Origin of the sequence: Paenibacillus silvestris (assembly GCF_009882985.1) — a bacterium.
GTDB lineage: Bacteria > Bacillota > Bacilli > Paenibacillales > NBRC-103111 > Paenibacillus_E > Paenibacillus_E silvestris.
Genome location: NZ_WTUZ01000010.1, coordinates 285,395 through 309,065, shown reverse-complemented (window position 1 = coordinate 309,065; position 23,671 = coordinate 285,395). Strand labels below are relative to the sequence as shown.

27 protein-coding genes and 1 riboswitch are annotated in these 23,671 nt (G+C 44.4%); of the genes, 25 read left to right on the top strand and 2 right to left on the bottom strand.

The window, feature by feature from the left end; genetic code table 11:
• The first annotated feature begins 81 nt into the window (after window positions 1-81).
• The 5 genes from GQF01_RS04795 to GQF01_RS04775 all read left to right on the top strand — a co-directional run bounded on the left by GQF01_RS04795 (window position 82) and on the right by GQF01_RS04775 (window position 5,006).
• Entirely contained in the window at window positions 82-1,800 is a 1,719-nt protein-coding gene (locus GQF01_RS04795) for a hypothetical protein (RefSeq protein ID WP_161405720.1), read from the top strand.
• 31 nt (window positions 1,801-1,831) lie between these two features.
• Window positions 1,832-2,944, top strand: coding sequence for an oligogalacturonate lyase family protein (locus GQF01_RS04790; protein WP_161405719.1), 1,113 nt, complete (start codon window positions 1,832-1,834; stop codon window positions 2,942-2,944).
• An 84-nt stretch (window positions 2,945-3,028) separates the two neighbouring features.
• Window positions 3,029-3,451, top strand: coding sequence for a MarR family winged helix-turn-helix transcriptional regulator (locus tag GQF01_RS04785; RefSeq protein ID WP_161405718.1), 423 nt, complete (start codon window positions 3,029-3,031; stop codon window positions 3,449-3,451).
• Window positions 3,452-3,505: 54 nt separating this feature from the next.
• Window positions 3,506-4,336, top strand: coding sequence for an alpha/beta hydrolase (locus tag GQF01_RS04780; RefSeq protein WP_161405717.1), 831 nt, complete (start codon window positions 3,506-3,508; stop codon window positions 4,334-4,336).
• 60 nt (window positions 4,337-4,396) lie between these two features.
• Window positions 4,397-4,533: riboswitch (cyclic di-AMP (ydaO/yuaA leader) on the top strand.
• A gap of 86 nt (window positions 4,534-4,619) precedes the next feature.
• A complete protein-coding gene (locus tag GQF01_RS04775) occupies window positions 4,620-5,006 on the top strand; it encodes a hypothetical protein (protein ID WP_161405716.1) in 387 nt (128 codons plus the stop codon).
• A gap of 51 nt (window positions 5,007-5,057) precedes the next feature.
• Here the strand turns inward: GQF01_RS04775 and GQF01_RS04770 are convergent, their stop codons facing one another.
• Window positions 5,058-5,921 carry an alpha/beta fold hydrolase gene (locus tag GQF01_RS04770; protein ID WP_161405715.1) on the bottom strand — a complete coding sequence of 288 codons (864 nt, stop codon included), beginning with the start codon at window positions 5,919-5,921 and terminating at the stop codon, window positions 5,058-5,060.
• 173 nt (window positions 5,922-6,094) lie between these two features.
• Between GQF01_RS04770 and gudD the strand changes: the two genes are divergently transcribed.
• Complete coding sequence (gene gudD / locus GQF01_RS04765; RefSeq protein ID WP_161405714.1) at window positions 6,095-7,462, top strand: glucarate dehydratase; 1,368 nt, start codon at window positions 6,095-6,097, stop codon at window positions 7,460-7,462.
• A 44-nt stretch (window positions 7,463-7,506) separates the two neighbouring features.
• Window positions 7,507-7,629, top strand: a complete 123-nt coding sequence (locus GQF01_RS36575; RefSeq protein WP_268894326.1) for a hypothetical protein — start codon at window positions 7,507-7,509, stop codon at window positions 7,627-7,629.
• A gap of 240 nt (window positions 7,630-7,869) precedes the next feature.
• On the opposite strand, the gene GQF01_RS04760 is transcribed toward GQF01_RS36575, so the two are convergent.
• Window positions 7,870-9,420, bottom strand: coding sequence for a glycoside hydrolase family 26 protein (locus GQF01_RS04760; protein WP_161405713.1), 1,551 nt, complete (start codon window positions 9,418-9,420; stop codon window positions 7,870-7,872).
• A 217-nt stretch (window positions 9,421-9,637) separates the two neighbouring features.
• Between GQF01_RS04760 and GQF01_RS04755 the strand changes: the two genes are divergently transcribed.
• From GQF01_RS04755 to GQF01_RS04670, 18 genes are all read left to right on the top strand, one after another.
• Complete coding sequence (locus tag GQF01_RS04755) at window positions 9,638-10,069, top strand: hypothetical protein (RefSeq protein ID WP_161405712.1); 432 nt, start codon at window positions 9,638-9,640, stop codon at window positions 10,067-10,069.
• 155 nt (window positions 10,070-10,224) lie between these two features.
• Entirely contained in the window at window positions 10,225-10,914 is a 690-nt protein-coding gene (locus GQF01_RS04750) for a response regulator transcription factor (RefSeq protein WP_161405711.1), read from the top strand.
• Window positions 10,904-11,998, top strand: coding sequence for a sensor histidine kinase (locus GQF01_RS04745; protein WP_161405710.1), 1,095 nt, complete (start codon window positions 10,904-10,906; stop codon window positions 11,996-11,998). Before GQF01_RS04750 ends, GQF01_RS04745 begins: the two co-directional genes overlap by 11 nt.
• A 164-nt stretch (window positions 11,999-12,162) precedes the next feature.
• Window positions 12,163-13,173, top strand: a complete 1,011-nt coding sequence (locus GQF01_RS04740) for a LacI family DNA-binding transcriptional regulator (RefSeq protein WP_161405709.1) — start codon at window positions 12,163-12,165, stop codon at window positions 13,171-13,173.
• Between the two features lie 26 nt (window positions 13,174-13,199).
• Window positions 13,200-14,024 carry an ABC transporter permease gene (locus tag GQF01_RS04735; protein ID WP_161405708.1) on the top strand — a complete coding sequence of 275 codons (825 nt, stop codon included), beginning with the start codon at window positions 13,200-13,202 and terminating at the stop codon, window positions 14,022-14,024.
• Window positions 14,025-14,058: 34 nt separating this feature from the next.
• Complete coding sequence (locus tag GQF01_RS04730; RefSeq protein ID WP_161405707.1) at window positions 14,059-15,090, top strand: ABC transporter ATP-binding protein; 1,032 nt, start codon at window positions 14,059-14,061, stop codon at window positions 15,088-15,090.
• Between the two features lie 23 nt (window positions 15,091-15,113).
• Window positions 15,114-16,292 (top strand): extracellular solute-binding protein, encoded by a 1,179-nt coding sequence (locus tag GQF01_RS04725; RefSeq protein WP_161405706.1) that lies wholly within the window; start codon window positions 15,114-15,116, stop codon window positions 16,290-16,292.
• Window positions 16,289-17,134 carry an ABC transporter permease gene (locus GQF01_RS04720; protein ID WP_161405705.1) on the top strand — a complete coding sequence of 282 codons (846 nt, stop codon included), beginning with the start codon at window positions 16,289-16,291 and terminating at the stop codon, window positions 17,132-17,134. The genes GQF01_RS04725 and GQF01_RS04720 overlap by 4 nt, the downstream gene beginning before the upstream one ends.
• Before the next feature lie 32 nt (window positions 17,135-17,166).
• Complete coding sequence (locus GQF01_RS04715) at window positions 17,167-17,922, top strand: glycerophosphodiester phosphodiesterase (protein WP_161405704.1); 756 nt, start codon at window positions 17,167-17,169, stop codon at window positions 17,920-17,922.
• Window positions 17,923-17,925: 3 nt separating this feature from the next.
• Window positions 17,926-18,777 carry a DUF6454 family protein gene (locus GQF01_RS04710; protein WP_202556083.1) on the top strand — a complete coding sequence of 284 codons (852 nt, stop codon included), beginning with the start codon at window positions 17,926-17,928 and terminating at the stop codon, window positions 18,775-18,777.
• 217 nt (window positions 18,778-18,994) lie between these two features.
• Entirely contained in the window at window positions 18,995-19,564 is a 570-nt protein-coding gene (locus GQF01_RS04705) for a TetR/AcrR family transcriptional regulator (RefSeq protein ID WP_161405703.1), read from the top strand.
• 95 nt (window positions 19,565-19,659) lie between these two features.
• Window positions 19,660-19,983 (top strand): NIPSNAP family protein, encoded by a 324-nt coding sequence (locus tag GQF01_RS04700; protein WP_161405702.1) that lies wholly within the window; start codon window positions 19,660-19,662, stop codon window positions 19,981-19,983.
• 27 nt (window positions 19,984-20,010) lie between these two features.
• Window positions 20,011-20,556: an NAD(P)H-dependent oxidoreductase gene (locus GQF01_RS04695; RefSeq protein ID WP_161405701.1), complete on the top strand. Its 546-nt coding sequence runs from the start codon at window positions 20,011-20,013 to the stop codon at window positions 20,554-20,556.
• Window positions 20,553-21,182, top strand: a complete 630-nt coding sequence (locus GQF01_RS04690; protein ID WP_161405700.1) for a DsbA family oxidoreductase — start codon at window positions 20,553-20,555, stop codon at window positions 21,180-21,182. Before GQF01_RS04695 ends, GQF01_RS04690 begins: the two co-directional genes overlap by 4 nt.
• A 48-nt stretch (window positions 21,183-21,230) precedes the next feature.
• The gene (locus GQF01_RS04685; RefSeq protein ID WP_161405699.1) at window positions 21,231-21,971 is read left to right on the top strand and encodes an SDR family NAD(P)-dependent oxidoreductase; all 741 of its coding nucleotides are present in this window, start codon (window positions 21,231-21,233) and stop codon (window positions 21,969-21,971) included.
• 78 nt (window positions 21,972-22,049) lie between these two features.
• Window positions 22,050-22,289: a tautomerase family protein gene (locus tag GQF01_RS04680; RefSeq protein WP_145656181.1), complete on the top strand. Its 240-nt coding sequence runs from the start codon at window positions 22,050-22,052 to the stop codon at window positions 22,287-22,289.
• Window positions 22,290-22,464: 175 nt separating this feature from the next.
• A complete protein-coding gene (locus GQF01_RS04675; protein ID WP_161405698.1) occupies window positions 22,465-22,608 on the top strand; it encodes a hypothetical protein in 144 nt (47 codons plus the stop codon).
• A 144-nt stretch (window positions 22,609-22,752) separates the two neighbouring features.
• A complete protein-coding gene (locus tag GQF01_RS04670) occupies window positions 22,753-23,625 on the top strand; it encodes an NAD-dependent epimerase/dehydratase family protein (RefSeq protein WP_161405697.1) in 873 nt (290 codons plus the stop codon).
• Window positions 23,626-23,671 lie beyond the last annotated feature (46 nt).

Below are 23,671 nucleotides of genomic sequence, written 5' to 3'. Positions count from 1 at the left end.
TTTCATAGATGGCTAAACAGCCTCCCGATTCGAACAGGAGTCGGGGGGTTATTTCATACGAATAAGGAGTGTAATTTCCCAATGACAATTGATCCTAACAAAATGCTGCTCGAACAGCTTGATAGCTGGCATGAGGAGTATACGCCTGAGCTCCGGATGGTTCGCAAGCCTTTCCATACACCGGGATATCACAGCACGTTGAAAAATGTAGCATTTACTCATCCTACTTTGGCAGCTTGTGTCTACGCGCTGGGACTGCTGGACAGCCGTCAGCCTGTTCATGTTGAACGAGCACAAGGGATACTTGAACAAGTGATTAGTCTGCAGGACCAGAATCCTGAGCATGCTACCTTCGGCATCTGGTCTTGGTTCTACGAGGAGCCGCTCGAAATGATGGCTCCACCGGACTGGAATTGGGCCGACTTCTGTGGGAAGCGGCTGGTGCTGGCGGAGCAGCGGCATTCCGATTTACTGAGCTCGGAGCTGCGCGAGCAGATTCGGCATGCGCTTTTTTGTGCGTGCGACGCCATTATTAAGCGTAATGTTGGGCCTAGCTATACGAACATTGCGATTATGGGCGCTTTCGTTACTTTGCTCACCGGTGAGGTCTACCGCGAAGCAAAGTACTTGAATTACGGTCTGGAACGGCTGCGACTCTTCCGTGAATACACGAAGCAGCTGGGAACTTTCCAAGAGTATAACAGCCCGACCTATACGATTGTTGCGATACAGGAATTGTCCAGCATTCATACGGCAACCCAGGTTGCGGAAGCGAAACAGCTTAGCTCGGAGCTGCTAGATGTCGCATGGGGTCTGGTGGCTGAGCACTTCCATGCCCCTAGCAAGCAGTGGTCTGGTCCGCATAGCCGTGCCTACAATACGTTGATGACGCCAGAAATTTTATCTTTCATACAGATTGCCAGCCACGGTGAGCTCAGCTTCATGCCAGAGGAACAGTTGAAGTACAATCTGGACTGGTACGGGAATGACATCTGGTGTCCTGTGAAGTACATACCGGCTTTCAAGCGAACAGAGACGGCGGAACTTGTGCAGACGATTAGCAAAGACGAGGCCGGACATATCGTTAACCAAGCAACGACGTATATGGAAGGGCCTGTTAGTGTGGGAACATTCAGCAAGGATGTGATGTGGAATCAGCGTCGCAATTTGCTAGCTTATGTACGTAATGGTGACGCATCCACCTATATACATTTGCGCCTCCTGAACGAAGGTTATGACTATTCTTCCGGTATCTATGCCAGTGTTCAAAAGGGGAAAGATGTGCTGTTCGGAATCGGCTTTTGCACGAATGGCGGCAATACGCATATTGGACTCGATCCAATTGACGGGACTATCGAATCAGCGGACTTAAGAGTACGTTTCGAGATTGGAGGAAGCCTGCATGAAGTGAGGGCAGAAGCTGTTTCGTGTGAAGCCGAATCAGTCGTCATACATATAGCGGAGCAGTTACTGCACGTAAATAAAATATTCGCAGCCTTCGACGGGGAGCAGCCGGGCTGGGAGCTCGGGAAGGAACAGCATAAATGGTTCCTTGATTATGTGATCTACGCTGGTGAGCGGAAGAGGTTTGATTTTGTTAGCATGCAGGAGGCGCTCCTGCTGTTTGCATGGCGTTTGGGCGAAGAGACGGATGAGCTCGAAGCTACAGCTTCCGTTATCCAAGGGGGAGATAGCTCAGCGGTACAAGCGGAATTCTATGCTCCGAATCGCTCTGTCCTCCAATTAACGTTACCGCTCAAACCTGCTGAGAAGGCGGAAATGCTGCGGCCTCGGCCTTAACTTTTCATGATAAGAAATGGAGTGATCACAGATGGCTAAAGGATCTACGATTCGTAATGAGTTTCATCCATTTAACGATGCTTATACGGGCCGAGCTATGACTCGTTTGACAGCACCGGAACAAGTGAATCATCATCCCTATTTCTATTATAAAATGATCACAAACGACAATCGCTACCTCATTTACGCAAGTGAGCGTGAGGGAACTCGGCAGCTGTACCGAATGGATCTGAACGATGGATCGGCCTTGCAATTAACGGAAGGACCGGATATCCACGATTTCAGCTGCAGTCTGACGAGTGATGATAACTACTTGATCTATTGCAGAGATCAGCGGATCATGCAATTGGATATGACCACGCTGAAGGAAGAGGTCTTGTATACGTCACCAGCAGGATGGAAATCCAATGCGAATCCTGGACTCAGCTCAGATGACAAGTATCTCGTTCTGGTTGAAATCAATGAAAAGGATATCGTGCCAAGTAAAGGGGACTGGTCCAACTTCGAGCCTCAATGGGCAGCGAAACCGCACTGCCGAATCGTCTACTTGGATATTGAACAGCGGACTAGCCATATCGCGCATGAGGAGCTGAACTGCTGGCTGGGTCATCCGCAAATTCGTCCGCACGACCCATCGACCCTTTTATTTTGTCATGAAGGTCCTGGGCATCTGATCGACGCCAGGCTCTGGCTAGTCCAAAAGGACGGGACACGGCTGCGCTGCGCGAAGGAACAAACGCATGACGAGCTCATCACGCATGAATATTGGCTTGCCAATGGTTCCAGATTTGCCTATGTGTATCGGCACAAGGATGATCTCTATCACGAGAGCATTCGGTTCATGGACTCGAATACGTTGGAGGAAGAAATCTGGATGAATTGCTCCAAGTATTGTCACTTTATTTCGAATGCTGCTCACACGCAGATCGTAGGGGATGGGCAATTGCCTGAACAGCATTTCATTTATTTAGTGGATGTAGCCTTGAGGCAAGAACAGCGGTTATGCTCCCATGGAACTAGCTGGAAGTCATACGGCAACACACAGGATGCCCACCCGCATCCGACTTTCTCGCCCGATGGCTCGTTTATCATATTCACTTCGGATTGGGAGGGAGTTCCCTGTCTATATAAAGTGGATCTGTGAAAATGCTTCAGGCAGCCGGCCAATCAGAACGGCTGCCTGAAACTTTTATTTGACATTAGTTTGACGTCAAACTATAATTCAGATATGAAACCAAGAGATGCTGTATCACTCATATCCAAGATTAGAGAAAAGACGAATCGTTATATTATATCCGAGATGGCGAAATATGGGGTCGATGATATTGCGATTTCACATGGAGATATTATCTTTGCGCTGTTTCATTCGCCTAGATTGACTATGGCGGATATCGCCAAGAGAATTGATAAAGATAAGTCTACAGTGACTGCACTTGTTGACAAATTGGTCCGTCTCGGCTATGTGACGAAAGAAAGGGACAGCGTAGATTCAAGGGTCGTATATGTTGCCTTAACGCCACGAGGGGAGGAACTGAAGCCTGTATTTGAAACCATATCACAACAAATGTTAGAGGTATTTTACTTTGATATTTCGGATCAAGAAAAAGAAGAATTGCTGCGAATTTTAATGAAAATTCATCATAATTTTTAATTTTTTTTGGTCAAATAGTTTGACGTCAAACTAAATGAAGTGGAGGAGTTTTTCATGAAAGATTATACGAAAACATTGCCGGATCATAGGGTGAAATACATCGGAGAAAATGATCTTTTCTTAGAAATATTCGAGGGAGATGCCCTTCCAGAGGAAACGCCTGAAAGACCTCCACTTTTATTCGTACACGGTGCCTACACAGGCAGTTGGATGTGGAGCAAATACATTCCTCATTTTATAAGCAAAGGTTGGAACTGTTATGTAATGAATTTGAGAGGACACTATAAGAGCAGAGTACTCGATTTGACCAATGTATCGTTCGAAGATTATTTGGAGGATATGAAGGAGGTTCTGGCCGAGTGTTGTGTTCCTCCGATTCTCATAGGCTTCAGCATGGGGGGAATATTGAGCCAGAAGCTGGCTGAAACGGTCGAACTCGCGGGCTTGGTGGTGATCGATACAAGTATAAGCAAAGAAGTTTATGAAGCTGTGCCCTACAAAGAAATTGCACAAATGACACCGGGAACCTTCATGCCTGCTCCAATCCGAGATGATTATTCAAGTATAGATGAATCAGTCGATGACATTGATTTTCAGAGAAAGTATTTATCGATGGAGTCCTTGGAAGCATTTAAGGCCTTTTATTATGAGTTAGGATCAAACGGTGGAATTTCGATAGATAGCAGTAGGATAGCTATTCCTAGTTTGGTTATCAAAGCAGTAAATGATGAGGAGGATGACAAACGGGGGAAGGTAACGGCCGAGCATCTCCATGCAGCATATATGGGGCTGTGGCATACGACTCATACCGGACTGCTTGTTGGACAAAGATATCAGGAGGTAGTAGATCGAATTACTATATGGTTACTAGGGATGTATGACTAATGACACAGGTTATTTTTAAGTAAATATTACTATTGCTTCTCCCTGAACAATGGAGTAAATTGAACAAATACGCTTAATTCTTTAGATTAAAGAAGCGGGGGAACCAAGTTTCCTGGGGTGAGTACACTTATCTTGTGTTAGGGTTACCTTTCAACCCGAATCCGTCAGCTAACTTCGTCAGCGTAGAAAGAAAAGGATAGAAACATTAATTGGAACCATGTTACATGAGGTTCTATTCCCTCGCTTCCTTTTTCTCTTCTAGAGAAAATAGGAGGAACTAGTCATGCTGCTTCGGCAAGTAACCAAAGAATTGAAGAATTTTTTCCCGAGGAAAAGATCCAACGATTCTGTACAGCGTCAACATGAAATTTTTCATTTAAAACAACGGTTAGAGGAATTCAATATTCAATTTCCGAATTTGGCTTACCAACCATCAGGCGTCGAGACACAGACATTAATGGAAATAAGCAAGACGGTTGCTGAGAATAATGAGCTGCTCAATCAACTAAGTTTAGAGAAGGAATTAGCGGTTGAACAATTACTGGCCAGTCGCATCAGTGCTTCTCCCCAGATTTTGGAGGATCATCACAACTTTATTGTAGCAATGGCGTATATCCTCAGTGGTCCGTATCCTTGCCTCAGAGAGTACATCAGCAGCAGTACAATTTAACTTTGTTCAACAATAGAGAAGGAGCTTGCCTGGCGGCAGCTCCTTTTTCATTTATTGTCGCGTATAGATACGGCCAAAAAAGCGCTTGATAAGCTCGGAAACATGTTGACTTTGCTCTTCGAGAACAAAATGCCCTCCACATAAAAAATGAGTTTCCACGCATGTTAATAATTTTCCAAAGGTTAGAGCCCCTTCAATCGTAAATATAAAATCATTTTTTCCCCAGGTAATGAGGGTAGGTGGTTGGTATGTTCGCAAGTATTGCTGCCAAGCAGGGTATTGTTCCACATTTTTGCGATAATCGTAGCCGAGTTCCAACTGAATTTGGTCATTGCCCGGGCGATCCAAGAAAAATTGGTCCATTGAATAACCATCAGGACTGATCAGGTATGGCTGGCATACGCCTGCTACATATTGCATTTTCGTAAAATCAAAGGTTACTAGCTTGGCAAAGGCTGCTTCGGTTGCGGGATTTCGATCGGCCCAAAGTGCTTTGAAAAGATCAAATGGTTTCCCTAATCCGTTTTCACTGACTACGGCATTCTGAATAACGAATCCAAGAATACGCCCCGGATTGCGAATGGCTAGTCTGAACCCGATAGGACCTCCATAATCATGGGTGTACAAAATATAATGAGAAATGCACAGATGATCAATAAGCTTTTCGATCAAAATAGATAGATTCTCGAAGGTGTAGGAATATTCTTCTACGGTAGGCATGCTGCTATTGCCATATCCTAAATAATCAGGAGCAATGACATGAAATCGGTCAGAAAGATGAGGAATTAAATCCCTGAACATATGGGATGAGCTTGGAAAACCATGAAGTAGGATGATGGTTGGATTGTAAGGACTCCCGGCTTGGCGAAAAAATAGATCCCAACCATCAATCTTCATTTTTTTATAAAGCACCATGATTTCAACTTCCTCTCCGGCGAGCTCATACTGTTCCCTAACAAAAATATGTGAATATGACGTATTTAAGTACTTAGGAGCTAGAGGACGTGGTACAATTTAGCATAAGGTAGCTAGTAAGTTTTCATATTCATTCAACCGGTATTCATCCAAATGAGAGGGAGAGACCAGCCATGAAACAAGAACTACTGAATGAGCAATCGAGCAACCAGACTTCCCGTACACCAATCATTACCGAACTAAAGGTTATTCCAGTTGCAGGGCACGATAGTATGCTCTTCAATCTTAGTGGGGCTCATGCACCTTTCTTTACACGTAACATCGTCATTCTCAAGGATAATGCTGGGCATACAGGTGTTGGTGAAGTGCCAGGAGGCGAGAATATTCGCAAAACGCTTGAAGATGCGAGCGCACTGCTTATCGGTCAATCGATCGGTCAGTACAATAACATTCTTTCGAAGATTCGCAAGAAGTTCGCTGATCGAGATATGGGTGGACGCGGGTTGCAAACATTCGATCTTCGCATCACGATCCATGCTGTTACGGCCTTGGAAGCCGCACTGCTGGATCTCTTGGGACAATTCCTTGGTGTTCCTGTTGCTGCATTGCTAGGAGAAGGTCAACAGAGAGATAAAGTAGAGATGTTAGGCTACTTATTTTATATAGGTGATCGGAATCGAACGAATCTCCCGTACCTGGGAGCAGAGGATGCTGAGAACGAGTGGTTTCGACTGCGCCATGAGGAAGCGCTTACACCTGAGGCCGTAGTGAAGCTAGCGGAAGCGGCTCATAGTCGATATGGGTTTAATGATTTTAAGCTGAAAGGCGGCGTATTACGCGGTGAAGAGGAGATTGAAGCGGTCATAGCGCTGGCGGAACGGTTCCCTGAAGCCAGAATTACACTTGACCCTAATGGGGCATGGTCTTTGGCTGAGGCGATTTACCTATGCCGTGATCAGCATCATGTATTGGCATATGCCGAAGACCCATGCGGTGCCGAAAATGGGTATTCAGGCCGTGAAATCATGGCCGAGTTTCGGCGTGAGACAGGCCTTCCTACGGCAACAAACATGATCGCTACTGATTGGCGCCAGATGGGGCATACGATTCAGCTGCAGTCTGTTGATATTCCGTTAGCGGATCCGCACTTTTGGACGATGCAAGGTTCTGTTAGAGTAGCTCAAATGTGTCAGGAATGGGGGCTGACGTGGGGATCTCACTCGAATAACCATTTTGATATTTCGCTTGCGATGTTTACCCATGTGGCAGCTTCTGCGCCTGGCAAAGTAACGGCTATTGATACGCATTGGATTTGGCAGGATGGTCAGCAGTTGACCAAGGAGCCGTTTCAGATTGTTGGGGGCATGGTGGATGTTCCGAGCAAGCCGGGTCTAGGCGTAGAAATAGACATGGACGCTATTGAAAAGGCGCATCAGCTTTACAACAAGGAAGGTTTGGGAGCGCGTGATGATGCGTTGGCCATGCAATTTTATGTGCCAAATTGGAAATTTGATCACAAACGACCTTGCCTTTTGAGGTAGTTGATCTACAAAAGCGTGGAGAAATGCGCGAAAGTGTGTCACGCATGGCTATTTGGGAACTATGGTCCGTTATTCCGATGAAAATGCCCATTTTCACAATGCAGGGGGAACTGCAGTCCTTTATTTTGCCAATTTCACGTGAGAAACGTGCCATTGAGGGGAATTAAGACCTGTAGTTCCGCTCATAGTGAAAACAACTCGTTTTCCTCCAGATAGAGGACTCCAGTTCCCTCAACCAAGACCATAGCGGTATTTCAGCTAGTTTTAATGAAATCTGTTCTTGACAGATAAGGTAGAAGTTGGTTGTTTGGCGAATTGAGAGATGGGATCGTGCAGGTAATGAAAGGTAGCAAGAACCAAGCCCTGACGGACTTAGATCCGTCAGGGCTTTTTATTGTGAGATGTCCTTATTCTGTCGATGTACTACCTTTGCTGATAGCAGTGGGCTCCATCTTGTCATTGTAAGCTATTGCATACCATGGTTCTGTCGCTGATTCAGCAGGCACTTGAATTTCTATCTCCCACGGAGCTTCATAGCTGACGCCAAGAAGCTGATTGCGTTGGTAAATGGCGATAGCAAAGGGAGGTTCACCGCGCTCATTCTCAAGCTTAGGATTAACAATAACCGTTTGTTTGCCAATGGGAAGAGATTGGCCTAGAACTGGCGTATAGCGGTATTGAATTGGGTCAACGCCTGACTCAACCTTGCTTAAGAACCAATCGGATGTGATTAGCCTCTGATACAACCCATCCATGAATGGATTCTCTCCGATATCGTACACATAAGTGCCATTCGTTCGGATCGCTTGAGCTCGGCTGAAGTTAAAGTAGGTGATTGCTTTAACCTGCGGAAACAACCGCGGCAGCAACCCGTACATATACCCCATTTGGCCTTCGGCCCAGCTCCAATACGTTTGGTTCGTAGGTAGATAGGTATGAGCAATTGCACCCTCTGAAATCATAATAGGCTTATGACTATAGCGCTTGTAGAGAGGGGCGAAGGTATCGAGTACAGTCCCTTTGAGCTGTTCTTTATCTGCTGAATAGGGTGTGTTGTACAAGGAGAACCCAACCCAGTCTACATAGTCGTCACCTGGGTAGTAGTCATCGATTGTATCCGCTGGCGAGAAATTAGGCGACCAAACCATCGCGACATTAGGAGCTTCTTCGGCCATGATGTCGTGAATAAGACGGAACTTCTCTCTATATTGCTGAGGATTCCCGTGCCAAGGCACCCATGCGCCATTCATCTCTGAAGCATAACGCAAGAAAATGGGAATGCCTGAGGCCTTGGCTTCCCGCGCAAAACGACGGACGTACTCATCATCCTGTACATCGTCCAAGCCAAAACGCGGCTCCCAACCGATCTGGAGTGCTCCGCCTAGCTCCTTTACTCTTTCGGCTGTCCGCGCCGGGAAATACGTGTTCGTATCGGTCTGTAGCTTCCGCCATCCAACATAAGCCAAATAAAGGGCGTGTTTTCGTCCGTAAACATCTTCAATCTTCGTAACATCGTAGCCGACCCTGCGATCTGCCCCTAGCATCCCAATATAAGCTCCCGATGCGGGCTCGTGCTTTGCAAAATTGGAAGATTCTGCAATCGAAGGTACACGGATATAGAGCTCCATTATCGCTGAAGGAGATTGAATAATAGGCCAATTATCCGTTAGTGGTGATATGGAAGGAAGCCCGACTGAGTAAGCCGCGATCCGATCTCGGTAAACAGAAGCGGCATCAGTATAGCCGGATTGTGCGGATTTCTTCTCTTGGTTCTTCCAGTAGGTTACAATATCTGGCTGTTTGGGCTTTGGAGTTGAGGAAGGGAGAGTCCATATAGCAGCAGGTTCTGAGCTACTTTGCTCGAGGTCATTTAAGTGCGTATCGATGACAAAGAAAGTGACCGCAATGCAGCTTGCCAAGCCGATGGCGCCTATCGTCCAGACAACCTTTTTAAACATGATCGAGGTTCCTCTCATAGGGAAGTTGTAAACATCCGCGAATTCAATACGTTAATTGTATGCCCAAACTTGGGAGGCGGTCAATGCAAGTGTCACGTCAGAATGGGGATGAGACCTCTTCATAAATCTTAAGGTTTTCTTACAAGACTCTTTACGAATAACCTTTATCATAAAGGATGTCGTCGATGACAACCACCCAATAAAAGGAGAGTTACCTATGAGAAAACTAATTCTATCCGCATCACTTGCTACATTAATTCTAACTACTGCAGCCACAGCTTTTGCCGCAACGAATCCCGATGAATCGGCTCCTCCTGTAGTACCATCTGTTCAGGCACAAACGGATGATTCGAATGTCATTGGATATATCTATGAGGTAGAGAGCAATGGGACCTATAAGAAAAAGCCACTGACACTAGGGGAATTCAAAAGTACTAGATTAGAGCAAACGCTCGGCATTTACAGTAAATCGATCAGCTTAGGTCAAATGTCTCAAGGACAATATGATGAAATTAGTGCCCGATTAAAAACGGAATTCGCGAACTGGGACGGGAAAACAAGCACAATTTCCTATGTTGGCATGGATGGAAAAACCTATACAGTGCCGCCATTTAAACAGTGGAATCCAGGAGACCCAGGGGTCGGCTAACGATACGTAGACAAACAACAACAAGGACGCAGGGAAATCAACTGCGTTCTTTTTAATATAAACCTTAAGAAAAACTTATGAATTAGTTAAAAGAAAGTTTAACTATTGGTGTTACCCTAACGTTAGCAAATAGATAGGATCGGAGAATTAGAAGGATGAAAACGATTTTGGTTGTAGATGACGACAAGGAAATTGCCAATTTAGTTTCGATTTATATGCAGAATGAAGGGTTTCAAATCTTGCAGGCGTATAGCGGTGAACAAGCGTTAATAGCACTGGAGGAGAATGCGGTCAGCTTGATCATCCTCGATGTTATGATGCCGGGTATAGACGGAATGGAAGTGTGCCGAAAAGTGAGGGAGAATAGAACGATCCCCATTCTCATGTTAAGCGCGAAGACACAGGATATGGACAAGGTGCTGGGATTAATGAGCGGTGCCGACGATTATATGATTAAACCTTTTAACCCATTAGAACTAGCTGCACGAGTGAAATCGCTTCTTCGTCGTTCTTTTCAATATAACGCCGTACCTCATACGGATGCTGAACATGTGTTGAAAATACATGCCATTGAAATTAACAAGACAAACCATAAAGTGACCGCGGATGGCAAGGATGTGCCCTTGACGAATCGGGAGTTTGAGATCCTTCATCTCTTGGCCGTTCATCCAGGGAGAGTTTTCAGCGCGGAGGAAATCTTCCAGCTCATTTGGCAGGAGAACTATTATTTCTCCAATAACACCGTTATGGTGCACATTAGCAATCTTCGTGACAAATTGGAGAAAGAGCTAGGGTATAAGTTGATACAAACCGTATGGGGAGTCGGATACAAAATTGAAAAATAACCTGTACAAACGAATCGTTACTAAACTGATTATTATGCTAACAATCAGTGCGGCGAGTACGCTGATCTTTCTTTTTAGCATCTATGCGACTTTAAGAATCTTATTGAACCACGGTGTTAGAACCCTTTGGCTATATTTTAATATTATTGATGAAAAAATCGGTATTCAAAGCTGTTATTTCCTTTTAGGATTTCTGTTTTTTATAGGTATTATCCTGATTTTAAGCTTTAAACCTATTCATTCCTTTATACGAATCATAGAGAGTGTTAAGGAAATTGAAGCAGGTCATTTCGATCACCGGATTGCGATAAAATCAGATGATGAGTTAAGTCAATTGGCTATTGGGATTAACCGAATTGTTGATAAGCTGCAACGTTCTCAGCTAGATGAGCTAAAAGCAGAACAAACAAAAAGTGAACTGATTACGAATGTGTCCCACGATTTACGTACGCCGCTTACTTCTATACTTGGCTATTTACGATTAATCGGTGAGGATCGTTACAAGGATGAGGTTGAGCTAAGGTATTACACCGACATCGCTTATACAAAGTCACGCAGACTAGAACGAATGGTGAATGATTTATTTGACTATTCACAAATGAGTTATGGACAGAACCGATTAAATCGCTCAAAAATCAATATAACCGATCTCATCGGACAGTTAGCGGCAGATTATTCGTTCCAGCTGCGCGAAGCGAAGATGGAAATGCGATTGTCATATCAGGAGGGGATCGCCATGATTCTTGCTGACGGAGATAAGCTGATGCGCGCTTTGGAAAACCTGATATCGAATGCGATTCGATATAGCAAGTATGGGAAGTTCATTGATGTCAGTGTGAAACAGAGTGCGGACCATGTTATTTTACACATTATGAATGATGGAATGCCTATTGCTGCTGCTGATTTACCTTATATATTCGAACGCTTCTACCGGGCAGAAAAGTCTCGCTCGGAGCATACCGGCGGTTCCGGACTTGGTCTAGCCATTGTAAAGAGCATTGTAGATGCGCATGAGGGAACGATTACTGTTTCTAGTAATGAACAACAGACCGTGTTTGAAATTAAGCTGCCTTTGTACATCTAAATCACAAGTTACACCTTATATAAGAGCTGTTCCAGAGGTTGAGAGAACCTAGGGACGGCTTTTTGTCTTTACAATTACTTATCTTGGTGCTAACACAGCAAAAATAATTCTAAGTTAAATTAAGTGTGTGGGAACGGTCTCACACACAGAAATGAGGTCACAGCATGGAGCATACGATTAAGGAAATTGCCCTTCGCGCCGGTGTATCCAAATCAACGGTATCTCGGGTGATATCTGGCAAGGGCTATACCAGCTTGGAAGTACGCAATAGAGTGCTGCAGCTGATTGAAGAATTACAATATAAGCCTAATGCCGTAGCAAGGGCCATGGTTTCACAAAGAACACATAACATTGGCGTTCTCATTTATCGCCGACATCATCCAATTGCATCCCATCCGTTTTATGGAAAAATCCTTGATGCAATATTAATGACTGCTGCAAGCATGAATTACTCGGTCTTCGTGACGACGGATCATGAAATGTCGCTGCGTTCGGCAGATTTTATGATGGAGAAACGGGTGGACGGGCTGATCCTTATTAGTCGTTTGCAGCAAAATGTCATTGATTACATCGCCAATTTCGGAGTTCCCTATGTCATGGTGAACGGCTCCACGGATGTCGATGGGGTCATGCACATTGTGAATCAAGACGAAGAAGGCGGCCGAATGGTCGCTGAGCATCTCACTGATCGGGGTCATCGTCACATTTTCGTGATTGCCGGGCCACAGACGCATCGCAGCCACAATTTGAGGCTGAAGGGTTTCAAAAATCACTTGAGAGAATTAGAGATTCCGTTCCCAGCAAGTTCGATCTTGCAGGCATCGACGTCCACCTTTGGAGAAGGGTACGAGTTAATGCGCGCCCACTGGGAGGAGTTTCGTGCAGGCGGGTTTACATCACTATTCGCTACCAACGATATGATAGCGCTAGGCGCTATGAAGTTTATGCTGGAACAGGCGGTCCGCATTCCTGAACAAGTAGCGGTTGTAGGCTTCGACGATATTGATTTTGCCACTATGTTTTCACCTTCTTTGACAACGATCAGAGTCAATACGGAGGAAATGGGAACGCAAGCTTTCAGCTTGCTCGACAAACTTATCCGGCAGGAAGCAAACATTGAGAATCCCCAGCAACTGGTACCCAAGCTTATTATTCGTCAATCGACCCAAATATGATCCATTGAAAGGAGTGGTTAGTCCGCATGCGTTGGTATTTAAAAGCGATAGGTCCACGTAAAATCGTGGAATTTCTTATCCTAGTTGTGTTCGTCATCTTTTTCTTGGGCCCACTGCTTAATCTAGCCATTCTGGCTTTCACAGGCAAATGGACGTACCCCGATATCTTGCCGCATGAGTGGTCGCTGAAATGGTGGGCATTTGTGTTCCAGCAAGAAGATATTGCGAAATCGATCGGCTTGTCTTTCGTCATCGCAACGATTGTAACGGCACTTTCCATTGCGCTGTGCATTCCAGCGGCGTACGCGTTTGCACGCATAAGATTTCCGCTGAGTAAGTTTTTCTTGTTTTCCTTCCTTCTAACACATGCTTTTCCGAAAATGGGACTTTATGTTTCGATTGCTGTGCTGTTCTTCAAACTTGGACTGATGAACACGTTAATAGGTGTTGTTTTGATCCATATGATTAACGTTCTCATGTTCATGACCTGGATTCCAACGGCGGCCTTCCGTAATGTGCATTTGGCTCAAGAGGAGTCTGCCAGGGATGTAGGGGCGAGCCCGTTTCGAGTGTTTCGCAGCATTACGCTGCCCATGGCTATGCCGGGAATTATCGTAGCTTCTATTTTTACCTTCCTTAATTCGCTCGATGAAGCGCAGGGCACATTCCTGGTGGGCATCCCTAACTATAAAACGATGCCGATTGTTATGTATTCGATCATCAGCGATTATCCAGCTTATGCAGGTGCGGTATTTTCCATTATTTTAACAGCACCGACGATTATTCTCTTGCTGGCTGCACAGCGCTTCGTGAGCGCAGATGTTATGTCCAGCGGTTTCCAACTTAAATGACGACAGATCTATTCATAAATAGAAGGGGGCACACATGGACATTCAGCTTTCAGTTCAACAATTGACGAAACGCTATAAAACAGGGGAAGGCGTAACAGGAATTTCTCTTGATGTTCGCAAAGGTGAATTAATCACATTGCTTGGCCCTTCAGGCTGTGGCAAAACAACCGTTCTTCGCAGCATTGGAGGCTTCTTAGACCCAGATTCAGGCGACATTCTCATTGAGGGGAAAAGTGTCCTTCACGCGCCTCCTGAGAAACGTCCGACATCCATGGTTTTTCAAGGCTACAATCTATGGCCGCATATGACGGTGTACGACAACCTCGCGTTCGGCCTTAAAATACGCAAGTTTAAAAAGGCGGAAATCGATCAAGCCGTGAACGAAGTGCTGCAGTTGGTTCGTTTGCCTGGAGCCGAAAAAAAATATCCGGGTGAACTCTCCGGTGGTCAACAGCAGCGTATTGCGGTTGCAAGATCTCTGCTCCTGAAACCAGCTGTTCTTCTGCTCGATGAGCCATTCTCTGCATTAGATGCGAAACTTCGTCACGAGATGAGGGAAGAGCTTCGGGAAATTCAATCGAAAACAGGCCTTACGATGGTGTTTGTTACCCATGATCAGGAAGAAGCTTTATCGATCTCAGATCGTATTGTCGTTATGAATCAAGGGAATATCGAGCAAATCGCTTCACCACAAGAAATCTATGATGAACCAAGCAGTTTGTTTGTTTCTCAATTTATCGGCAAAATGAACTTTTTGAAAGGGGTGATCGCTTCCGAACGCGTTACGATTGGGCATCTAAGCTTTCCAAATTCAAAAAATCTGTCCGGGCATGTACAACTTGCTGTTCGACCTGAAGATGTGATCATAGAAGGGGAACAAGGACAAGGCCTTCCGGGTGTGATCAAACAGGTGATGGTGCTTGGTCATTATGCTGAAGTATCCATTGATTTACCTCAATACGGAACCATCCGGGCGTTTCAACCAAGGGATTCTGTCAAGGATCTCCATACAGGGCAACAGGTAAAAGCAAATTTTGCAAAAGTGATTGCATTTTCACAAAATTAAACCCAATCCAAGGAGGCAACACCATGTTAAGCAAGAAATCCACGATTACACTTGTAACTTTAATGACCGCTACAGCCGCTTTCATCTCGGGGTGTGGTAATTCGGCGACAAATGCAGGTTCAGCTGCTCCAAGCAACGCACCAGTTAAAGCAACGGCAGACAGCAAACAACCAGTTGAATTCAACTTCTATTTTACCGGCTCGCAAAATGTGAAAGATCTATGGGATACGTTGATTCCTATGTTTGAGAAGCAAAATACAGGCGTGAAAGTGAAACCGGTATATATTCCTTCCGGAACTGGCGCACAACCAACTTATGACCGTATCATGGCTGCCAAACAAGCAAATAAAGGTTCTGGCGATATCGATTTGTATGAAGATGGCTTGTCTAATGTTACACGGGGACAAAAAGATGATCTGTGGGATACCCTAGCCCCTGACAAAATTAAAAATCTAGCTAGTGTCGATGAGAAAACGTTAAAAGATATCTCTAATCTTGCTATTCCTTACCGCTCATCTGCCGTTGTATTGGCTTACAACAGCGATAAAGTAAGTGCTCCTCCCAAAACGTTGGATGAACTGTACGATTGGATTAAGAAAAATCCGTCCAAATTCGCTTATAACGATCCATCTACTGGTGGCGCTGGCAACTCTTTTGTGGCAACTGCGCTGTACAAATTCTTGCCAGAAGAAGCGATTCATAACTCCGATCCAAGTGTTGAAAAAGGTTGGGATCAAGGGTTTGCTCTGCTGAAGGAGCTCGGGAAATCCGTCTATGGTAAAGGCATTTATCCTAAGAAAAACCAAGGAACTTTAGATTTGCTAACGAGCGGCGAAGTCGATATGATTCCAGCTTGGTCAGATATGGTGCTTGAGCAAGTCGCGAAAGGACAACTTCCGAAATCAACAAAAATGACACAACTTACACCTGGATTTAATGGCGGACCAACCTACTTAATGGTACCAAAGCTGTCTGAGAAGAAAGACGCTGTGTATAAGTTCTTGGACTTCGTTCTTTCACCTGAGGCACAAGGTGTGGTTGTAGACAAAATGCATGGCTTCCCAGGCATTAAGCTTTCTAACATGTCCAAAGAAGTGCAAGATTCATTCAAAGGTGCATCCGAAGGATTCCGCTCGTTCAATATCGGTGAACTAGATAAAGATATGACGAAGCGTTGGCAAAGTGATGTTGCTGCACAATGAGTAAACAAATGAAAATGGGGATATTCGGATTACTTCTGGTTATCCCCTCTTTTTTATTACTGTTCGTCACTGTTGTTATTCCGATCATCATTTCCTTCAAAGAGAGTTTGACCAATAAATCCGGCGGTTATGATTTGTCCAATTATACGTATTTATTCACGGATAAACTGATGCGCTCCAACATTATTTTCACCCTAGAAGTGACGGTTATTTCCGTTATTCTCGTGTTGATAGTCAGTTACGCTTTGGCAGCTTATATGAGATTCAACACAGGTACGATGGTAAAATGGATACGTAAATTGTATATGATTCCAATCTTTATCCCATCTGTTATTGCTACCTATGGTTTAATTCAATTGCTTGGCAATCATGGTTGGGTTTCCCGGATGCTGCTTCTAGTTAACGGTGGGGAGATGCCGCGTATTATTTTCGACATGAAGGGGATTATTATCGCGAATTTGTGGTTTAACATTCCTTTTACGACGATGCTGCTCGGATCAGCTTTATCCGCGGTTCCTAATGCAATCATTGAGAGCGCGAAGGACGTAGGGGCACGCAAATTGCAAATCTTTGTACGTTTCATTTTGCCGCTTACGTATAAAACATTGCTCGTTGCAGTTACTTTTGTATTCATGGGTGTAATTGGATCGTTTACCGCTCCATTCCTTATTGGACCGAATGCTCCACAAATGTTAGGAGTGTCTATGGAACAAGTTTTCGGTGTGTTCCAGGAGAAGCAATTAGCTGCGGCGATCGCCTTCTTTACGTTCTTGCTTTGTTCCGTCATGGGGTATTTTTACATTCGGAGTATGATTACGGAAGAGAGTGCTAGAGCGAGATAGATCAGCATAATGCAGAAGAGGAGGTGCGCAGCATGAAGGACAGATTTCCACTCATCACTGCCCATAGCGGCAGCATGAATACGTTTGATCATACGGTGCATTCCGTGCAAATGGCACTTCAGAATGGTGCAGATGTCGTAGAGGAAGACATCAGAGTGACTAGAGACGGTGTTCCAGTTTTGGCTCATGATGATGAATGGTTGACCACGGAGGGGGAACACATTTCCCTTTCCCAGTTGACATATGGAGAATTAAAAGAGCTGAGGTTTGAAGTCACGCAAGGGGAACAACGCAAAACGATTCAACTCTGCAAGTTGGAAGACATGCTGCCCCTTATCCAAGCATCGGGTAAAAAGGTAAATTTGGATTTGAAAGTTGACGAAAGTATTGAACCGACTACAGCGTTAGTAAAAAAATACGGATTGTTAGACTATGCTTATCTATCCGGTTGTGAGGCAGATCGCGCGCTGTTGGCTCAGAAGTTGAACCCGGAAATGCGTAGGCTACTGAATACCAACCACAACTTGTTCCGAACACTTCCATATAGAGATGCTTTGGTGCAAACGTGCGAGGAAGCTCGTGCAGCTTCTTGTTTCGGTATCAATTTCCACTATAGTATCGTGAATGAAGAGCTAATGGATTATACGGCTTCCTTAGAGCTACCAGTTTATGTGTGGACTGTGAATGAAGAAGAGTTGATGCGCAAGTACGCCAATCTAGGCGTTGCATCCATCACAACGCGCAATCTTGCTGCTTTAGTGCAATTGAAGAGCAGCTGGGGATTATAGCACATGGATGATCAGAATCTCATCGTGCTGTTCCGAAATCTTTCACGACGCACAAAATGGCAGCAACAAAAACAAATTGAGCTTCAATTCAACAATTACCATTCCCAGGGGATGGTGCGAATCGGCGATCTCTTTTATATGTCCTCCGTTGAACTTATCGAAGCGCCAATTAGAATTGACACACCTAATCACCGTTATGATCGTACACCTGGCAAGGGGATTGGCCACTTATTCGTATTTGATTTCCAAGGGAAGCTTGTGGATGAGATTACATTGGGTGAAGGAGATATTTATCATCCAGGTGGTATTGATTATGATGGTACTCATATTTGGGTGCCTGTCGCCGAATATCGCCCTCACAGTCAATCTATTGTTTACCAAGTAGATCCTGTCACTTTGAAAGCAGAAGAATCGTTCCGAGTTCAGGATCATATCGGAGGATTAGTGCGTGAAGGCCAGAGTGGAAAGCTAATCGGCAATAGCTGGGGTTCGCGCAAATTCTATGAATGGGATCTAAGCGGACAGCAGATGCTGGAGAAAGACAATACGAGTCATTTTATCGACTATCAAGATGGTCATTATGTAGGTGACGGAAAAGTGATTCTGAGCGGTATCTCTGAGCTCGTCAATCCTGCTAGCCAATCCAAGCCGTACGAGTTAGGTGGATTAGCCCTGATAGACCTGAGAACGCTGACGGCGGTTCATGAAATACCTATTACTGAATTTTCTCCGCAAGGTCATGTGATTACTCGTAATCCGGTGTTTCTTGAGAGCGCTGGTCAAGTGATTAGACTTTATGCCGTCCCTGATGATAACAGCGGGTCCCTACTAATATATGAAACATGCGTAACATAATGAAGAAGCACTCATCAGAGTGCTTTTTTCATGTATCAATAGGATTTGCTATCCGGGTTCCGCCTATGCGCCGAACTCGCAGGTATCTGAAATTGAGATGTTCAGTATCATGAATCAATATTATGCAGGATGACATGACTCATAGTATGATGAGTGGGCGGTTGACTATCATAGAAAGAGAGGAGCTGACACTCTATCTACTAAAAGGTAGAACACAATGAGCAATCATAAGAATACCGCAGAGATTATTTTAGACACAGCCCAGTTCATCGTGCAAGAAGTCGGATTTAACGGATTCAGCTACGCACATATTGCAGAGAAAGTTGGGATACGAACGGCCAGCATTCATTATCATTTTCCTAACAAAGAGGATTTGGGAGAAGCGTTGATCACTCGGTATCACAAACATTCTATGACTGCAATTGCTCAAATCGACGTCGAAACGCAGAACAACCTAGAGAAATTGCGTAAATTCATCTTGATTTTCGACGGTCCAGTCCAGGATTACTGTACATGTTTAAGTGTCATGCTTTCTACTGAATTGGCTACTTTGTCAGAGAAAGTTCGGGACAGGTTAGCACAATTTTTCACCGCTAATTTAACATGGCTGGAACGCGTGTTGGATCAGGGGCGCAGGGAAGGGCATATTAAATTTGAAGGTGCCGCGGATGTGCAAGCCCATAAATTTCTCGCTTCTCTTCAAGGAGCACAATTGCTTGCAAGAAGTTTTCGGGATAAAAGTAGATTTGAAGTGATTGCCGAAGGTTTAATTGCAGGTCTAATCTAAAATTAGTATTTTTCTTTTGTACTTATCTACCTTTTAATAGGTATGCGGATTGAATGAATGAATGAATCAGCACTTTCGACTAGGAGGCGTTAAGAATGATATATGAGCTGCGGATTTATGATGTTAACCCTGGGAAAATGCAGGTTATTTTAAATAGATTCAGGGATCATGTTATCGATTTATTTAGCAAGCATGATATGAAAATAACGCTTTTCTGGGAAGATTTAGATGAATCAAGCAACCGACTCTATTATGTTGTTGAACATGCCTCCTTAGAGGAGCGTAACCTGAACTATGAGAGATTCCGCAACGATCCTGCGTGGATTGAAGTAAGACGAGTCTCTGAACTTGATGGACCGCTAGTTAAGAAACAAGAAAGTATCTTTATGAAAGATGTCCCCTTTTTCGCAAACAAATAATCCAACTATGAATAGGAGCAAATAAAAATGAAAACTTTAGTTATCGTAACTCACCCGAACATCGAGGCATCCAATTGGAACAAAGCATGGGTAAAGGAATTGCAAAAGCATGATGATATCACGATCCATGAATTACACAAAGAGTACCCAGACGAAAATATCGATGTAGCTAGAGAGCAGCAATTGGTTGAATCGCATGATCGAATCATTTTCCAATACCCGCTATATTGGTACAGCACACCGCCTTTACTGAAAAAATGGTTCGATACTGTTTTGCTATACAACTGGGCTTATGGGCCTGAAGCAACGAAAACAGTGGGTAAAGAAGTTGGCTTTGCAATTTCGGCTTATGGTACGGAAGAGTCTTATCAAACAACCGGGTCCAACCGTTTTACAATCGAAGAAATTTTGACACCAATGCAAGCACTCACTCGCTTTATTAGTGGCACCTATCTGCCTCACTTTGTTCTAAACGATACTTCTGACGTGACGGAAGAAAGATTAGCACAAAGCAGCAAAGATTTCGTAAATCATATTAAAACTGTGAAGCCAGCTGAGGTGTTGACGAAATGAGTGAATTGGCGATTGACGTTTATATGGATACTAGTTGCCCTTGGTGCCGTATGGGAACGACTAGTCTGTTAACCGCTCTAAAGCAATTGCCAGAAGGTAAAAAGGCAACCGTTCGATGGAATGCTTTTCAGATTAACCCTGGTATTCGTGCTGAGGGAGAAGATTATCGTCAAGTGATGATTGGCCGCTTGGGCGGGGTTCCTCAATTTGAAGCTAGAAAGAAGCAATATGACGATAACGGGAAACATTTTGGTCTTAAATATAACATGGATCTTGTTAAATATACGCCGAACACAGTGTTATCCCATCAGTTAATAGCAATGGCGCCAGAGCACTTAAAGGTGCAATTAATTGAGAAAATATATACGTCTTATTTCGAAGAAGGCATTAATATAGGCGATGTAAATGAACTTGTGAAAATAGGAGCAGCTATCGGAGTCGGTGACGCCGCGGACCTGAAGGAGCGCCTTACACAAGGTGAAGAGCTAGGTAAAGTTGAATCAAGTCAAGCTACTGCGCAGAAACTCGGTGTCAGAGGGGTTCCATTCTTCGTTATTAATGAAGAAGTCAGCTTATCTGGTCTGCAATCACCTGCTGACTTTGTGAAATTGTTTGAACAAATGTAAGTCCACTTGAGCAATCAACATCCAGAAAATCATAAAGGAGAATAACCAATGACGATACAAGGAAAAGTAGTAGTGATTACTGGCGGAAGCAGCGGTCTCGGGAAGGCTATGGCAATTGAGATGGTGAACCAGGGTGCGAAAGTCGTCATCAATGGGCGCCGTGAAGAGGCATTAGCGGAGGTTGCGAAAGAAATCGATCCAACAGGAAAAAATGTGAAGTTCGTAGCTGGTGATATTGCCGATCCTAAGGTTGCACAGCGTTTAATCGAAGAGGGATTAACTCACTTCGGACGCATTGATACACTTGTTAATAATGCTGGTATTTTCATGTCTAAACCGTTCACGGAGTACACGGAAGAGGATTTTGCAACGTATTTGTCCACGAATGTCGTTGGATTCTTCCACGTTACGCAACGTGCGGTGACCGAGATGCTGAAACAAGGATCAGGACATATCGTGAACATTACGACAAGTCTGGTTGATCAACCGTCAGTGAACGTTCCTTCTGTACTTGCCTCGTTGACGAAAGGCGGCTTGAAGTCGGCTACCAAATCATTGGCTATCGAGTATGCAGCTAGTGGTATTCGCGTGAATGCTGTTTCCCCGGGTGTCATCAAAACACCTATGCACGCTGTTGAAACACATGAAGCGCTAGCTAGTTTACATCCGATAGGTCGTATGGGCGAGTCCAAAGACATCGTCGATGCCGTCTTATACCTGGATTCAGCCAACTTCGTTACTGGTGAAATCCTTTATGTGGATGGTGGGCAAAACGCAGGAACTAAGTAAGACAAGCCAATCATGTAACTGAAGCAAAATTAATAACAAATTAGAGATCTTATTTTAATAGGAATGGGGAGAATATCGATGCCAATCGTAAATATCCAAGTGACCCGTGAGGGCACGACGCCAGATCGTCAGTCTGTTACTGCAGAAGAGAAGGCCGCGCTTATTAAAGGGGTTAGTGAGGTCTTGCTCAACGTTTTGAACAAACCGTTAGAATCTACTTTCGTTGTTATTGAAGAAGTGGACACCGATAATTGGGGTTGGGGTGGGCTACCTGCCTTGGAATATCGCAAGAAACTTGCTGAGAAAACGAAATCATAACTAGCGTTTACGATCATAAAGCTATCGAAAACATCGCCAATGAAACCGGCGGTGTTTTTTCTTTTCGAACATGGCGTGTAAGATTTACAAAAAATCTAATCCTTTTTTACATCAGGTGAACAAATGCAAGCTATGATATAGAAGTACACCCGAGAAATTGAAGGAGGACTATTCATTGAATATCAACACGTACGCATGGGAAAAAATGATGTCTCAAAATACGATGAAATATGACCAAGTCATGAAACCTGAAAAAATAAAAGTAGAAAATGAAACTAGCTTTTTCACGAAATTGCTGCCTAAAAGCCTTATAGGTTAATACAGTGAAAGCTTGCTTAATCGTACATACATAACCCTCGAAGGTTAACTTCGGGGGTTTTTTGGCTAATTTTACCACATTGGCAGGTGTATTCTGAAAGATGACGAATAGATAATCCAAATACGAAGTTAGGTGGTGTCCGTCATGAAAGTTCTTGTTACCGGTGCCGCGGGCAATGGTGGTCAGGCGGTGTGCAGAGCCTTAGTTCAAGCAGGTTATTCCGTTAGGATGGCAGATATTATGCCTCCTATTGCGGACGATTTAAGAGAACTCGAATTCATTCGGTGCGACACAAGATCCCCTGGTGATATTCGCTTAGCCGTGCAAGGAATGGATGCGGTTGTTCATCTAGCAGCATGGCACTGCGCACATCAACCGCCTGTAAGTGATGAAACTATTTTTGCTGTAAATGTGGATGGTACATTTCATGTGATGGAAGCCTGCAAGCAAGCCGGCATTCAATCTATCGTCTATGCTTCTTCAATGGCCTATGGATGGGGATCGGTCTACGGAGTTAGTAAAGTGATTGGTGAAGATTTGTGCAAAACTTATCATGAAATGACAGGCGCCTCGATAGCCATGCTTCGTTACCATGAGTTTATTCCTCGGCCCTACCTAGAGTTCGGCGCACGTCTGCTTCGCAATGGTGTGGATAGAAGGGATGTCGCTGAAGCAACCGTTGCTGCTGTTCAGGCTGTTTTGGAGAAGAGAGTAGGGCTATTTCGTACAATTGTACATACGAATCATGGTATGCCGACGGAGGTCATTCAAAACTTTAGGCAAAAGGGTCCTGCATGGTGCGAGTCGCAAGTTCCAGGCGCCATCCATTTACTGAACAAATATGAGATCGAATTACCTGAGCAAGTAGAACAACATGACCTATCTCAGGCCGAAGAAATGCTGGGTTGGAAACCTCGTTATAACTTCCTTTCGTTTTTGAAAGACTTGAAAGCTCGTGATGAAAAAGGTATCGATGTATCGAATTTGAAGGTGCCTTCTGAAATTCCGGCCATTTAATACCGACTAACGAAATAAAGAGACCGGGACCTTATGAAGCTAGAGG

Excerpts from the sequence above, each read along its gene's own strand:
- GQF01_RS04795 (WP_161405720.1), top strand. The coding sequence starts at position 82 with ATGACAATTGATCCTAACAAAATGCTGCTCGAACAGCTTGATAGCTGG.
- GQF01_RS04790 (WP_161405719.1), top strand. The coding sequence starts at position 1,832 with ATGGCTAAAGGATCTACGATTCGTAATGAGTTTCATCCATTTAACGAT.
- GQF01_RS04785 (WP_161405718.1), top strand. The coding sequence starts at position 3,029 with ATGAAACCAAGAGATGCTGTATCACTCATATCCAAGATTAGAGAAAAG.
- GQF01_RS04780 (WP_161405717.1), top strand. The coding sequence starts at position 3,506 with ATGAAAGATTATACGAAAACATTGCCGGATCATAGGGTGAAATACATC.
- GQF01_RS04775 (WP_161405716.1), top strand. The coding sequence starts at position 4,620 with ATGCTGCTTCGGCAAGTAACCAAAGAATTGAAGAATTTTTTCCCGAGG.
- GQF01_RS04770 (WP_161405715.1), bottom strand. The coding sequence starts at position 5,921 with ATGGTGCTTTATAAAAAAATGAAGATTGATGGTTGGGATCTATTTTTT.
- gudD (WP_161405714.1), top strand. The coding sequence starts at position 6,095 with ATGAAACAAGAACTACTGAATGAGCAATCGAGCAACCAGACTTCCCGT.
- GQF01_RS36575 (WP_268894326.1), top strand. The coding sequence starts at position 7,507 with ATGGCTATTTGGGAACTATGGTCCGTTATTCCGATGAAAATGCCCATT.
- GQF01_RS04760 (WP_161405713.1), bottom strand. The coding sequence starts at position 9,420 with ATGTTTAAAAAGGTTGTCTGGACGATAGGCGCCATCGGCTTGGCAAGC.
- GQF01_RS04755 (WP_161405712.1), top strand. The coding sequence starts at position 9,638 with ATGAGAAAACTAATTCTATCCGCATCACTTGCTACATTAATTCTAACT.
- GQF01_RS04750 (WP_161405711.1), top strand. The coding sequence starts at position 10,225 with ATGAAAACGATTTTGGTTGTAGATGACGACAAGGAAATTGCCAATTTA.
- GQF01_RS04740 (WP_161405709.1), top strand. The coding sequence starts at position 12,163 with ATGGAGCATACGATTAAGGAAATTGCCCTTCGCGCCGGTGTATCCAAA.
- GQF01_RS04735 (WP_161405708.1), top strand. The coding sequence starts at position 13,200 with ATGCGTTGGTATTTAAAAGCGATAGGTCCACGTAAAATCGTGGAATTT.
- GQF01_RS04730 (WP_161405707.1), top strand. The coding sequence starts at position 14,059 with ATGGACATTCAGCTTTCAGTTCAACAATTGACGAAACGCTATAAAACA.
- GQF01_RS04725 (WP_161405706.1), top strand. The coding sequence starts at position 15,114 with ATGTTAAGCAAGAAATCCACGATTACACTTGTAACTTTAATGACCGCT.
- GQF01_RS04720 (WP_161405705.1), top strand. The coding sequence starts at position 16,289 with ATGAGTAAACAAATGAAAATGGGGATATTCGGATTACTTCTGGTTATC.
- GQF01_RS04715 (WP_161405704.1), top strand. The coding sequence starts at position 17,167 with ATGAAGGACAGATTTCCACTCATCACTGCCCATAGCGGCAGCATGAAT.
- GQF01_RS04710 (WP_202556083.1), top strand. The coding sequence starts at position 17,926 with ATGGATGATCAGAATCTCATCGTGCTGTTCCGAAATCTTTCACGACGC.
- GQF01_RS04705 (WP_161405703.1), top strand. The coding sequence starts at position 18,995 with ATGAGCAATCATAAGAATACCGCAGAGATTATTTTAGACACAGCCCAG.
- GQF01_RS04700 (WP_161405702.1), top strand. The coding sequence starts at position 19,660 with ATGATATATGAGCTGCGGATTTATGATGTTAACCCTGGGAAAATGCAG.
- GQF01_RS04695 (WP_161405701.1), top strand. The coding sequence starts at position 20,011 with ATGAAAACTTTAGTTATCGTAACTCACCCGAACATCGAGGCATCCAAT.
- GQF01_RS04690 (WP_161405700.1), top strand. The coding sequence starts at position 20,553 with ATGAGTGAATTGGCGATTGACGTTTATATGGATACTAGTTGCCCTTGG.
- GQF01_RS04685 (WP_161405699.1), top strand. The coding sequence starts at position 21,231 with ATGACGATACAAGGAAAAGTAGTAGTGATTACTGGCGGAAGCAGCGGT.
- GQF01_RS04680 (WP_145656181.1), top strand. The coding sequence starts at position 22,050 with ATGCCAATCGTAAATATCCAAGTGACCCGTGAGGGCACGACGCCAGAT.
- GQF01_RS04670 (WP_161405697.1), top strand. The coding sequence starts at position 22,753 with ATGAAAGTTCTTGTTACCGGTGCCGCGGGCAATGGTGGTCAGGCGGTG.